General features: G+C 72.5%; 8 protein-coding genes. 7 read left to right on the top strand and 1 reads right to left on the bottom strand.

Going from position 1 to position 12,663, the window contains the following annotated elements; all coding sequences use genetic code 11:
• Positions 1-78: 78 nt before the first annotated feature.
• Positions 79-1,404: a sugar porter family MFS transporter gene (locus ABZ818_RS20900; RefSeq protein WP_361416414.1), complete on the top strand. Its 1,326-nt coding sequence runs from the start codon at positions 79-81 to the stop codon at positions 1,402-1,404.
• A gap of 172 nt (positions 1,405-1,576) precedes the next feature.
• Entirely contained in the window at positions 1,577-2,785 is a 1,209-nt protein-coding gene (gene ftsY / locus ABZ818_RS20905; protein ID WP_361416393.1) for a signal recognition particle-docking protein FtsY, read from the top strand.
• 1,012 nt (positions 2,786-3,797) lie between these two features.
• Here ftsY and ABZ818_RS20910 read toward each other — a convergent pair.
• On the bottom strand, positions 3,798-4,460 hold the full coding sequence (locus ABZ818_RS20910) for a bifunctional DNA primase/polymerase (RefSeq protein WP_361416396.1): 663 nt from the start codon (positions 4,458-4,460) through the stop codon (positions 3,798-3,800).
• Positions 4,461-4,907: 447 nt separating this feature from the next.
• On the opposite strand from ABZ818_RS20910, the gene ABZ818_RS20915 reads away from it, so the two are divergent.
• The 5 genes from ABZ818_RS20915 (at position 4,908) to ffh (ending at position 12,519) form a co-directional block, all read left to right on the top strand.
• Complete coding sequence (locus ABZ818_RS20915; RefSeq protein ID WP_361416399.1) at positions 4,908-6,392, top strand: hypothetical protein; 1,485 nt, start codon at positions 4,908-4,910, stop codon at positions 6,390-6,392.
• 317 nt (positions 6,393-6,709) lie between these two features.
• The gene (locus ABZ818_RS20920; protein WP_361416402.1) at positions 6,710-8,074 is read left to right on the top strand and encodes an ammonium transporter; all 1,365 of its coding nucleotides are present in this window, start codon (positions 6,710-6,712) and stop codon (positions 8,072-8,074) included.
• Positions 8,071-8,409, top strand: coding sequence for a P-II family nitrogen regulator (locus ABZ818_RS20925; protein ID WP_361416405.1), 339 nt, complete (start codon positions 8,071-8,073; stop codon positions 8,407-8,409). The genes ABZ818_RS20920 and ABZ818_RS20925 overlap by 4 nt, the downstream gene beginning before the upstream one ends.
• Positions 8,410-8,432: 23 nt before the next feature.
• Positions 8,433-10,880 carry a [protein-PII] uridylyltransferase gene (locus ABZ818_RS20930; protein WP_361416408.1) on the top strand — a complete coding sequence of 816 codons (2,448 nt, stop codon included), beginning with the start codon at positions 8,433-8,435 and terminating at the stop codon, positions 10,878-10,880.
• Between the two features lie 91 nt (positions 10,881-10,971).
• The gene (ffh, locus tag ABZ818_RS20935; protein ID WP_361416417.1) at positions 10,972-12,519 is read left to right on the top strand and encodes a signal recognition particle protein; all 1,548 of its coding nucleotides are present in this window, start codon (positions 10,972-10,974) and stop codon (positions 12,517-12,519) included.
• Positions 12,520-12,663 lie beyond the last annotated feature (144 nt).

The following is a 12,663-nucleotide window of genomic DNA, read 5'->3' on the forward strand; positions in this document are numbered from 1 at the left end:
CAGGCCCCAGGGCCCGGAGCCCGGACGGCTCACCCCGAACATCTCGGGCACGTCATCTTCATCACCGCGGCCGCCGCCATGGGCGGCTTCCTGTTCGGATACGACAGCTCCGTGATCAACGGCGCCGTCGAGGCCATCCGGAGCCGCTACGGCATCGGATCCGCGGAGCTGGCCCAGGTCATCGCCATCGCTCTGATCGGCTGCGCGATCGGCGCCGCGACCGCGGGCCGTATCGCCGACCGCATCGGCCGCATCCGCTGCATGCGGATCGCCGCGACCCTGTTCACCATCAGCGCTGTCGGCTCGGCCCTGCCGTTCGCCCTGTGGGACCTCGCCTTCTGGCGCATCGTCGGCGGCTTCGCCATCGGCATGGCCTCGGTCATCGGCCCCGCCTACATCGCCGAGGTCGCCCCGCCCGCCTACCGCGGCCGCCTCGGCTCCTTCCAGCAGGCCGCGATCGTCGTCGGCATCGCCATCTCCCAGCTGGTCAACTGGGGTCTGCTCAACGCCGCCGGCGGCAACCAGCGCGGCCGGCTGATGGGCCTGGAGGCCTGGCAGGTCATGCTCGGCGTGATGGTCGTCCCGGCCGTCCTGTACGGACTGCTCTCCTTCGCCATCCCCGAGTCCCCGCGCTTCCTGCTCTCCGTCGGCCGCCGTGACCGGGCCCGCCGGATCCTCGCCGAGGTCGAGGGCGACCACATCGACCTCGACGCCCGCGTGGCCGAGATCGAGACCGCCATGAAGCGCGAGCACAAGTCCACCTTCAAGGACCTGCTCGGCGGCAGTTTCCTCTTCAAGCGGATCGTCTGGATCGGCATCGGCCTGTCGGCCTTCCAGCAGTTCGTCGGCATCAACGTCGCGTTCTACTACTCCGCGACGCTGTGGCAGTCGGTCGGCGTCAACCCGACGGAGTCGTTCCTCTACTCGTTCACGACGTCGATCATCAACATCGTCGGCACCGTGATCGCGATGATCTTCGTGGACCGCGTCGGCCGCAAGCCGCTCGCGCTCATCGGCTCGTGCGGCATGGTCGTCGGCCTGGCCCTGGAGGCCTGGGCGTTCTCGTACCCCCTGGTCGGCGGCAAGCTGCCGGCCACCCAGGGCTGGGTCGCCCTGATCGCGGCCCACGTCTTCGTCCTCTTCTTCGCCCTGTCCTGGGGTGTGGTCGTCTGGGTCCTGCTCGGCGAGATGTTCCCGAACAAGATCCGCGCCGCCGCCCTGGGCGTGGCAGCCTCCGCGCAGTGGATCGCCAACTGGGCCATCACCGCGAGCTTCCCGTCGCTGGCCGACTGGAACCTCTCCTGGACCTACGTCATCTACACGGCCTTCGCCGCGCTCTCCATCCCGTTCGTCCTGAAGTTCGTCAAGGAGACGAAGGGCAAGGCGCTGGAGGAGATGGGGTAACCGCCCCTGCCTCACTGCCCCGGCTCACGCACCGAGCCGGGGCAGTGCGTGCTCGCCGGGGGCGTTCCACCCCGTGTGCGCCGGGCGGCCGGCGGGCCCGGTATTCCAGGGGCACGCGGCCCCGTCGGGACTACCACTGACCGCCCAGGTAGTCGCGCATACTGGACGCGTTATGGAAACCATCATCCTTGCTGTAGTTATCGCCGTGGTCGTGCTCGGCGCGCTCGGCGGGCTCATCGTCGGCAGCCGGCGGAGGAAGCCGCCGCCCCCGCCGCCGCCCTCGGCGCCCGACATCACCGCCCCTCCGGCCGAGCCACACGTCGGCGAGGAGGCCGAGACGCCGCGAGAGGAGCCGCGGCGGACGATCGAGGAGGTGGATCTACCCGACGGCTCGGCTCCCGTCGCCGTCGAGGAGCCGCCCGTCGAGGAGCTTCCGGCACCCCCGATCGAGGTGCCCGAGCCCACCGCCGGCCGTCTGGTGCGGCTGCGCACCCGCCTCTCCCGCTCGCAGAACGCCCTGGGCAAGGGCCTGCTCATCCTGCTGTCCCGCGAGAATCTCGACGAGGACACGTGGGAGGAGATCGAGGACACCCTGCTGACCGCCGACGTCGGTGTGCAGCCCACCCAGGAGCTGGTCGACCGGCTGCGCGAGCGCGTGCGCGTGCTCGGCACCCGCACCCCCGAGCAGCTGCGCGGGCTGCTGCGCGAGGAGCTGCTCACGCTGATCGGCCCCGACATGGACCGCACGGTGAAGACCGAGCCGGCCACCAGCAAGCCGGGCATCGTGATGGTCGTCGGCGTCAACGGCACCGGCAAGACCACGACGACCGGCAAACTCGCCCGTGTCCTGGTCGCCGACGGCCGCAGCGTCGTGCTGGGCGCCGCCGACACCTTCCGCGCGGCCGCCGCCGACCAGCTGCAGACCTGGGGCGAGCGGGTCGGCGCCTACACCGTGCGCGGCCCGGAGGCCGGCGACCCCGCCTCCGTCGCCTTCGACGCGGTGAAGGACGGCAAGGAGATGGGCGCCGACGTGGTGCTCATCGACACCGCCGGCCGCCTGCACACCAAGACCGGCCTCATGGACGAGCTCGGCAAGGTCAAGCGCGTCGTGGAGAAGCACGCGCCGCTGGACGAGGTGCTGCTCGTGCTCGACGCGACCACCGGCCAGAACGGCCTGGTTCAGGCCCGCGTCTTCGCCGAGGTCGTCGACATCACGGGCATCGTGCTCACCAAGCTGGACGGTACGGCCAAGGGCGGCATCGTGGTCGCCGTCCAGCGCGAGCTGGGTGTGCCGGTCAAGCTGGTCGGCCTCGGCGAGGGCCCGGATGACCTGGCTCCCTTCGAACCGGAGGCCTTCGTCGACGCCCTCATCGGAGACTGACTCCCCACCCTCCACAGCGCCCGCCCCGAAACCACCGGGGCGGGCGCTTCCGTCTGCGGAGCCGCACACCGAGCGTCTGCGGAGTCGGCACGTCTGAGGGACCAGCACCCCGAGCGTCTGCGGGCCCGGCACACCGAGCCGGGCCCGGCACGCCGAGCCGTGGGCCGCCGGACGGGTCCGTGCCCCGGTCGCCGGGAAGCCACGACACCCGGACGCTTCGTCGCTCCGGCGGCCCGTCGGGCCGAACTCACCCGCGGCCGCTCCCAGAACGGCCCCGGCCGGACGCCGGCACCTTCGGCCGCAGCCCGCCCCGCGCCCGTACACGGCGCGGGCCGGCCCGACGGGTTCACCGTCCTCGGCGGTCGGCAGCTATCGGACTCAGCCGACCTTGGCGGCCTCCTCGTGGAAGTCGGCCGTCGCGGCCTCGATGCCCAGCGCGGGACACCGGCGGGCGCGGACACGCGCCGAGTCGCACGCGCCGCGTAAGCACCCGCACGCGCCACCGCCCCGACCCGGACGCGCACCCGCACAGGACACTGGGCCCACGGTGGGGGGTCGCCCATACGGCCAGATCCGTCCGGCACACGAGCCGAGGGCCGCCATACGTTCGGGCCGCGGGCCCCCGGCCCGGCCGCCTGGCCGCTCGGGCCATCGGCTCGCCGCGTCCGGACGGATCCCGCGTCGTCCGCCCGGCCAGGCGCCGCGCGAGGGATGCGGCCCGCGAGGCATTTTCGGTCTGCTGCCGAGGGCGGGCCCGCTTGTCGGCGAGCGCCGTTCACGCACTACCCCCGCGCACCCCTTGACGGACAGCCCGCAGCCCCCGTGTTCCGCGGGGCTGAGCCGCCGGCGGTCGCGCTCGGCGGGACTGAATCCATGGGCGACCCGGTCGGCGGGGTCGAGCCCCGGCTCCGTTCGGCGGGCTGACCCCGTGGGCGACCCTGCTCTACAGGACGCCCCGCACCCGCTCGCCGACAGGTGTCCCCGGTGCCGCCGTTCGAGTTCCGTCCTCCGGCTACGCCCGCGACCGGTGGGCCACGTAAGCCAGGGTGCCCAGGAGGAGGCGGGCCTGGGGCGGCTTGGCCGTGTCCAGGGCGGGTGGGCGGAGCCAGCGGACCGGGCCGCGGCCGCCGCGGTCGGACGGCGGGGCCGTGAGGAACGTGCCGGGGCCGAGACCGCGCAGGTCGAGGGCGGCGGGATCGTCCCAGCCCAGGCGGTAGAGCAGGGCGGGCAGCTCGGCGGCGGCGCCGCGGGCGACGAAGAACTGGGCCCGGCCGTCCGGGGTGGCGGTCACCGGGCCGAGGGGGAGGCCCATGCGCTCCAGCCGGGCCAGGGCACGGCGCCCGGCCGGCTCGGCGACCTCGATGACGTCGAACACGCGGCCGACGGCCAGCATCACTGCGGCCCCCGGCAGCTCCCGCCACGCCCTGGTCACCTCGTCGAGCGTGGCCCCGGCCGGGATCTCGGGCGCGAACTCCAGGGGGTGGGCGCCCGGAGCCGGGCAGTTCGTGCGGCCGCAGGAGCAGGCGCCGCCGACGGCCCGCGCACCCCGCACCACGTCCCAGCCCCACAGCCCGGTGTACTCGGCCACCGCCGTGCACTCCGACGAGCGGTACGACCGGCCGCGTCGCCGCGTGCCGGAGCGGATCTCGCGAATGCCGCCGATCGTGAAGCCCATGCCCCCTCCAACGGGTCCACCGCCCCGATGGTTACGAGGCGGATGCCGACTGTCACTCTCTGTTTCCGCCCCTCCCCGGCCCGGCCGGGTCCGTACGGTGTGCGGAAGCGTCGCGGGTGGTGCGTCCGGCGGCGCACGCCCTCGCGTGCACCGCTCCACTCGCCCGTGACTGTCCTATGTCAAGTGAATCGCGCAGAGGCAACCGAGGGTTCATTCGAAGGGGTGGCGAATGGTGGCGTTTCAGGGATCCCTGTGGCTGAGCGGGTGATCGTAGGATTACTGTGAGTGTGCGAGGCCTGGGGGCACATGCACTCGTGGGTATGCCGGAGGCAAGTCGGCAGTCGGTTCGAAGGGTGAGAATCGGCGGACGAACGGCCTTGTTGACCGGCATTCTGATAGGGCTTGGCGCACCAAGCGACAAGTGGTCTCAGGGATGGGGGCGTTCCAGTGAGCGGCAACGGCGAAAGCGGGACGAGCGCTGCGAGCGCGGACAAGCGCCCGAACGAGCTGCTCGCCTCGTGGTTCGTGCGCAGCGGCTGGTCCAAGGGCGAGCTCGCCCGCCAGGTCAACCGCCGCGCCCGCGAGCTGGGCGCCAACCACATCTCCACCGACACCTCGCGCGTCAGGCGGTGGCTGGACGGCGAGAACCCGCGCGAGCCGATCCCCAGGATCCTCTCGGAGCTGTTCTCCGAGCGCTTCGGCTGCGTCGTCGCCGTGGAGGACCTCGGTCTGCGCACCTCCCGCCCGACCCCCTCCGCCACCGGTGTCGACCTGCCCTGGACGGGCCCGCAGACCGTGGCCCTGCTCAGCGAGTTCTCGCGCAGCGACCTGATGCTGGCGCGGCGCGGCTTCCTCGGAACGTCGCTGGCGCTGTCCGCGGGCCCGTCCCTCATCGAACCGCTCCAGCGCTGGCTCGTGCCCGCGCCCCCGGCCCCCCTGGAGGAGCCCGAGCCGCAGGCCGCCTCCCGCCGCCCCGGCCGGCTCTCCCGGCCCGAGCTGGAGCTGCTGGAGACCACCACCGTGATGTTCCGGCAGTGGGACGCACAGTGCGGCGGCGGCCTGCGCCGCAAGGCGGTCGTCGGCCAGTTGCACGAGGTGACGGACCTCCTCCAGGAGCCTCAGCCCGAGCCCACCGGCCGCCGACTGTTCAAGGTCGCCGCGGAACTCGCCGAACTGGCCGGCTGGATGAGCTACGACGTGGGACTCCAGCCCACCGCGCAGAAGTACTTCGTCCTCGCCCTGCACGCCGCCAAGGAAGCCGGTGACAAACCGCTCGGCTCCTACGTCCTGTCCAGCATGAGCCGCCAGATGATCCACCTCGGCCGCCCCGAGGACGCCCTGGAGCTCATCCACCTCGCGCAGTACGGCAGCCGCGACTGCGCGAGCCCGCGCACCCAGTCCATGCTGTACGCGCTGGAGGCCCGCGCCTACGCCAATACGGGCCAGCCAGGTAAGTGCAAGCGCGCCGTGCGCATGGCCGAGGACGCCTTCGCCGACGCCGAGGACTGGGACGAGCCCGACCCCGACTGGATCCGCTTCTTCTCCGAGGCCGAGCTGTACGGCGAGAACTCCCACTCCTTCCGCGACCTCGCCTACGTCGCCGGCCGCAGCCCCACCTACGCCTCACTGGCGGAGCCGCTGATGCAGAAGGCCGTGGAGCGGTTCGCCGAGGACCGCGAACACCAGCGGTCGTACGCCCTGAACCTCATCGGCATGGCCACGGTCCACCTGCTCCAGCGCGAGCCCGAGCAGAGCACCGAGTACGCGAGGCAGGCCATGAGGGTGGCCAAGAAGGTCCGCTCCGAGCGCGTGAACACCCGTATCCGCAAGACCGTCGACAACGCCGTACGCGGCTACGGGGACCTCGCGGAGGTCATCGACCTGACCGAACAGCTCGCCGCCGAACTGCCCGAGACCGTCGAGGCCGTCTGACAGCGCCTCCCCGACCCCGGCCGCGGCCGGCCCTCCCGAACTGCCCGACTCGGCTCCCCCATGCCTGGTCATCGGAAGGCCGCCCGCGGTCGGCCTGTTTTTCCGCTCGCGCTTCACGGCACGTCACCACGCGCTTCACCGGCACGTAACACAGCAGACCTCTTCGTCACCCCGGCGAAACAACGCGAGGCGTCCACCGAAACCGCGCCGGGCCAGTCTCGTGGCATGGTCGGTCGGCCACCCCCTCGCCGACCGGACCGCGCAAGGCTTCGCCCGGCCGCCCGCACGGGGCCGCACCGACCGACGAGGAGACGCCGATGGCATCAGCCGCCATCCTGCTGGCGGCGGACGCGCCCAAACTGTCGTCCGCCAACACCGGCTTCATGCTCATCTGTTCCGCCCTGGTGATGCTGATGACCCCCGGTCTGGCCTTCTTCTACGGAGGCATGGTCCGGGTCAAGAGCACGCTGAACATGCTGATGATGAGCTTCATCAGCCTCGGCGTCGTCACCGTCCTGTGGGTGCTCTACGGCTTCTCGATGGCCTTCGGCGCCGACCGGGGCTCCCTCATCGGCTGGACCTCCGACTTCGTCGGCTTCAGCGGCATCGGCAAGACCGAACTGTGGCCCGGATCCACCATCCCGGTCTTCGTCTTCGCCGTCTTCCAACTGATGTTCGCGATCATCACCCCCGCCCTGATCAGCGGCGCCCTGGCCGACCGGGTCAAGTTCAGCGCCTGGACGCTGTTCCTGGTGCTGTGGGCCACGGTCGTGTACTTCCCGGTCGCCCACTGGGTCTGGGGCGCCGGCGGCTGGGCCAACAAACTGGGCGTGATCGACTTCGCGGGCGGCACCGCGGTCCACATCAACGCCGGCGCGGCGGCACTCGGCGTGATCCTCGTCATCGGCAAGCGCATCGGCTTCAAGAAGGACCCGATGCGCCCGCACAGCCTCCCGCTGGTCATGCTCGGCGCGGGCCTGCTGTGGTTCGGCTGGTTCGGCTTCAACGCCGGCTCCTGGCTCGGCAACGACGACGGCGTCGGCCCGCTGATGTTCGTCAACACCCAGGTCGCCACCGGCACCGCCATGCTCGCCTGGCTCGCCTACGAGAAGATCCGGCACGGCGCGTTCACCACCCTCGGAGCCGCCTCCGGCGCGGTCGCCGGCCTGGTCGCGATCACCCCGTCCGGCGGCGCCGTCTCCCCGCTCGGCGCGATGGCCGTGGGCGCCGTCGCCGGCGTCCTGTGCGCCATGGCGGTCTGCCTGAAGTACCGGTTCGGCTACGACGACTCCCTCGACGTGGTCGGCGTCCACATGGTCGGCGGAGTCGTCGGCTCCCTGCTGATCGGCTTCTTCGCCAGCGGCAAGGGCCAGTCCGCCGTCAAGGGCCTGTTCTACGGTGGTGGCCTGGAGCAGTTCTGGAAGCAGTGCGCCGGTGTCTTCGCCGTCCTCGCCTACTCCCTGATCGCCTCCGCGGTCCTCGCCTTCCTCCTGGACCGGACCATCGGCATGCGGGTCACCGAGGACGAGGAGATCTCCGGCATCGACCAGGCCGAACACGCCGAGACCGCCTACGACCTCACCGGCGCGGGCGGCGGAGTCGTCACCGCCGTCACCACCCCGGCCCTGGCCGCCGCGCAGATCAAGAAGGCCGCCACGCAGAGCAGGAAGGTGGACGCATGAAGCTCATCACCGCCGTGGTCAAGCCCCACCGGCTCGACGAGATCAAGGAGGCCCTCCAGGCGTACGGCGTCAACGGCCTCACGGTCACCGAGGCGAGCGGTTACGGACGTCAGCGCGGCCACACCGAGGTCTACCGCGGAGCCGAGTACACCGTCGACCTGGTGCCCAAGATCCGCATCGAGGTGCTCGCCGAGGACGACGAAGCCGAGCAGCTGATCGAGGTCGTCGTCAAGGCAGCCCGCACGGGCAAGATCGGTGACGGCAAGGTCTGGTCCGTGCCGGTCGAGACGGCGGTCCGGGTCCGCACCGGCGAGCGCGGCCCGGACGCGCTCTGACGGGGCGAGGACAGGAGCCGCCGGTGACGGGCACGGACGTGCGAAGCGAAGCGGAGAACGCGGGGCCCGGCGGCTACGCGGCGGCCCGGCTGCGCCTCCTCACCGAGGGTACGTGGTCCGGGCCATCGCGCCGGGCCGCGCTCGCCGGACTGACCGACCGCTGGCTCGCGGAGTTGTTCACCAGCGCGGCCGGGGGACCGCGGGGCGTCGCCCTCGTCGCCGTGGGCGGCTACGGGCGCGGAGAGCTGTCGCCCCGCAGCGACCTGGACCTGCTGCTCCTGCACCACGGCGGCGGCACCGAGGAGATCGCCGCCGTCGCCGACCGCCTCTGGTACCCCGTGTGGGACCTCGGCATCGCCCTCGACCACGCGGTTCGCACCCCGGCCGAGGCCCGCGGGGCGGCGCGCGACGACCTCAAGGTCCAGCTCGGACTGCTGGACGCCCGGCACCTCGCCGGCGACCTCGGTCTGACGACCGCACTGCGCACCGCGATCCTCGCCGACTGGCGCAACCAGGCACCGAGACGCCTGCCCGAACTCCGGGAGCTGTGCGCCGAGCGTGCCGAACGGCAGGGCGAGTTGCGGTACCTCCTGGAACCCGACCTGAAGGAGGCCCGCGGCGGCCTGCGGGACGCCACCGCCCTGCGTGCCGTCGCCGCCTCCTGGCTCGCCGACGCCCCGCGCGAGGGCCTCGCCGACGCCCGCCGCCGGCTGCTCGACGTGCGCGACGTCCTGCACCTGGCGACGGGCCGCGCCTCCGACCGGCTCGCGTTGCAGGACCAGGACCAGGTCGCCGCGGAACTGGGCCTGCCCGACGCCGACGCGCTCCTGCGCCAGGTGTACGAGGCGGCACGCGTCCTCTCGTACGCCGGCGACGTCACCTGGCGCGAAGTGGGGCGCGTGCTCCGGTCGCGCGCCGTGCGGCCGAGGCTGCGCGCCCTGCTCGGCGGCCCAAAGCCGGCCGCGGAGCGGACCCCGCTCGCCGAAGGCGTGGTGGAGCACGACGGCGAGGTCGGGCTCGCCCGCACCGCACGCCCCGAACGCGACCCGGTGCTTCCGCTGCGCGCCGCGGCCGCCGCCGCGCAGGCGGGCCTGCCGCTCTCCCCGCACGCCGTACGGCATCTCGCGGCCACCGCGCGCCCCCTGCCCAGGCCCTGGCCCGCCGAGGCCCGCGAACAGCTCGTCACCCTGCTCGGCTCCGGCCGCCCCACCGTCGAGGTCTGGGAGGCGCTGGAGGCGGAAGGGCTGATCACCCGGTTCCTGCCCGACTGGGAGCGGGTGCGCTGCCGCCCGCAGCGCAACCCCGTCCACCGCTGGACGGTCGACCGGCACCTGATCGAGACCGCCGTACGCGCCTCCGCCCTCACCCGCCGGGTCGGCCGCCCCGATCTGCTCCTGGTCGCCGCGCTGCTGCACGACATCGGCAAGGGCCTGCCCGGCGACCACTGCGCGGCCGGCGAGACCGTCGCCGCGGACGTGGCCGGGCGCGTCGGCTTCGACTCGGCGGACACCCGGGTGCTCGCCACCCTCGTACGCCACCACCTGCTGCTCGTCCAGACCGCCACCCGGCGCGACCTGGACGACCCGGCCACCGTCCGCGCCGTCGCCGAGGCGGTCGGCACCCAGAGCACCCTCGAACTCCTGCACGCCCTCACCGAGGCGGACGCCCTGGCCACCGGGCCGGCCGCCTGGTCGTCCTGGCGCGGCTCCCTCGTCACCGACCTGGTCGGACGGGTCCGCGCGGTCCTCGCCGGGGATGCCCCCGACGAGCCCGAACCCGCCGCGCCCACCGCCGAGCAGGAACGGCTCGCCATCGAGGCCTTCCGCACCGGCGGGCCGGCCCTGGCCCTGCGGGCGCGGACCGAGCAGCCCACAGAGGAGTACCCGGGGCAGCCCGAGCAACTCGGGGTGGAGCTGCTGATCGCCGTCCCCGACCAGCCCGGCGTCCTGCCCTCGGTCGCCGGAGTACTGGCGACCCACCGGCTCACCGTCCGCACGGCCGAGCTGCGGCCCCTGGACCTGCCGGACGGCGTCGCCCGCGCCTCCGTACTCCTGCTGGACTGGCGCGTCGCCGCCGAGTACGGCGCCCTGCCCCAGGCCGCCCGGCTGCGCGCCGACCTCGTCCGGGCCCTGGACGGCTCCCTGGACATCGCGAGCCGCCTCGCCGAACGGGACGCCGCGTATCCGCGCCGCCACGGCGTGGCGGCACCCCCGCCCAGTGTCACGGTCGCCCCGGCCGCCTCCCGGCACGCCACCGTGATCGAGGTCCGCGCCCAGGACGCGCCGGGGCTGCTGTTCCGGATCGGGCGGGCTCTGGAGGACGCGAAGGTGCGGGTGCGCAGCGCGCACGTCAGCACGCTGGGAGCGAACGCCGCGGACGCCTTCTACGTCACCGGCCCGGCGGGCGACCCGCTGCCCGACGAGGAGGCGGCGTCCGTGGCGCGGCGGCTGGAGGAGACGCTGCGGACATGACCTCGCGGGCGGGCGGGGACGAATTCCTTGCGGGGCCGGATACCCTGGAGGGCGATCCATCCTGTCGCCGATGCCGAGGACCGACGCCGCCGTGTTCGATACTCTCTCCGACCGCCTCTCAGCCACCTTCAAGTCCCTCAGGGGCAAGGGGCGCTTGAGCGAAGCGGACATCGACGCCACGGCGCGCGAGATCCGCATCGCCCTGCTCGAAGCCGACGTCGCCCTCCCCGTCGTGCGTTCGTTCATCAAGAACGTCAAGGAGCGTGCCCTCGGCGCCGAGGTCTCGAAGGCGCTGAACCCGGCCCAGCAGGTCCTCAAGATCGTCAACGACGAGCTGGTCACGATCCTCGGCGGCGAGACCCGCCGCCTGCGCTTCGCCAAGCAGCCGCCCACCGTGATCATGCTGGCCGGTCTGCAGGGTGCCGGTAAGACCACCCTCGCGGGCAAGCTCGCCAAGTGGCTCAAGGAGCAGGGCCACTCCCCGCTGCTGGTCGCCTGTGACCTCCAGCGCCCGAATGCCGTCAACCAGCTCAGCGTCGTCGCCGAGCGCGCCGGCGTCGCCGTGTACGCGCCCGAGCCGGGCAACGGCGTGGGCGACCCGGTCAAGGTCGCCAAGGACTCCATCGAGCACGCGCGGACCCAGGTCCACGACATCGTGATCGTGGACACCGCCGGCCGCCTCGGCATCGACCAGGAGATGATGCAGCAGGCGGCGGACATCAGGGACGTCGTCAGCCCCGACGAGATCCTGTTCGTCGTCGACGCGATGATCGGTCAGGACGCCGTCAACACCGCGGAGGCCTTCCGCGACGGCGTCGGCTTCGACGGCGTGGTGCTCTCCAAGCTCGACGGTGACGCCCGCGGTGGTGCGGCCCTGTCGATCCGGCAGATCACCGGCAAGCCGATCATGTTCGCGTCCAACGGTGAGAAGCTCGACGACTTCGACGCCTTCCACCCGGACCGGATGGCCTCCCGCATCCTCGACATGGGTGACCTGCTCACCCTGATCGAGCAGGCGGAGAAGACGTTCAGCCAGGAAGAGGCCGAGAAGATGGCCTCCAAGCTGGCGTCCAAGAAGGGCCAGGACTTCACCCTGGACGACTTCCTGGCCCAGATGGAGCAGGTCAGGAAGATGGGCAGCATCAGCAAGCTGCTCGGGATGCTGCCCGGCATGGGTCAGATCAAGGACCAGATCAACAACATCGACGAGCGGGACGTGGACCGCACGGCCGCGATCATCAAGTCGATGACCCCGGGCGAGCGCCAGGACCCGACCGTCATCAACGGCTCGCGCCGCGCCCGTATCGCCAAGGGTTCCGGCGTCGAGGTCGGCGCGGTGAAGAACCTGGTCGAGCGGTTCTTCGAGGCGCGCAAGATGATGTCCCGCATGGCCCAGGGCGGCGGTATGCCGGGCATGCCGGGGATCCCGGGCATGGGCGGCGGCCCCGGCCGGACCAAGAAGCAGCCGAAGAAGACCAAGGGCAAGCAGCGCTCCGGAAACCCGATGAAGCGCAAGCAGCAGGAGCAGGAGGAGGCGGCCCGCCGCGCCGCCGCCCAGGCCGGCGGCGCCCTGGGGCTGCCGCAGCAGGGCGGCCAGGACTTCGAGCTTCCGGACGAGTTCAAGAAGTTCATGGGCTGAGGCCCACCCCGAGCGCCGTACGGCACACGCGTGTCACCCGTACGGCGTCTGGACGGCGCTGAGGGCGCCCCTCCGCGGAGGGGGGGGCGCCCCGGCGGAGCGGGGGGGACGGGTTGGGGGATAGTGGGAGATTGAGAATGGGGC

The sequence above is a fragment of the Streptomyces sp. NPDC047453 genome (assembly GCF_040643155.1).
In the GTDB taxonomy this organism is placed as follows: Bacteria; Actinomycetota; Actinomycetes; order Streptomycetales; family Streptomycetaceae; genus Streptomyces.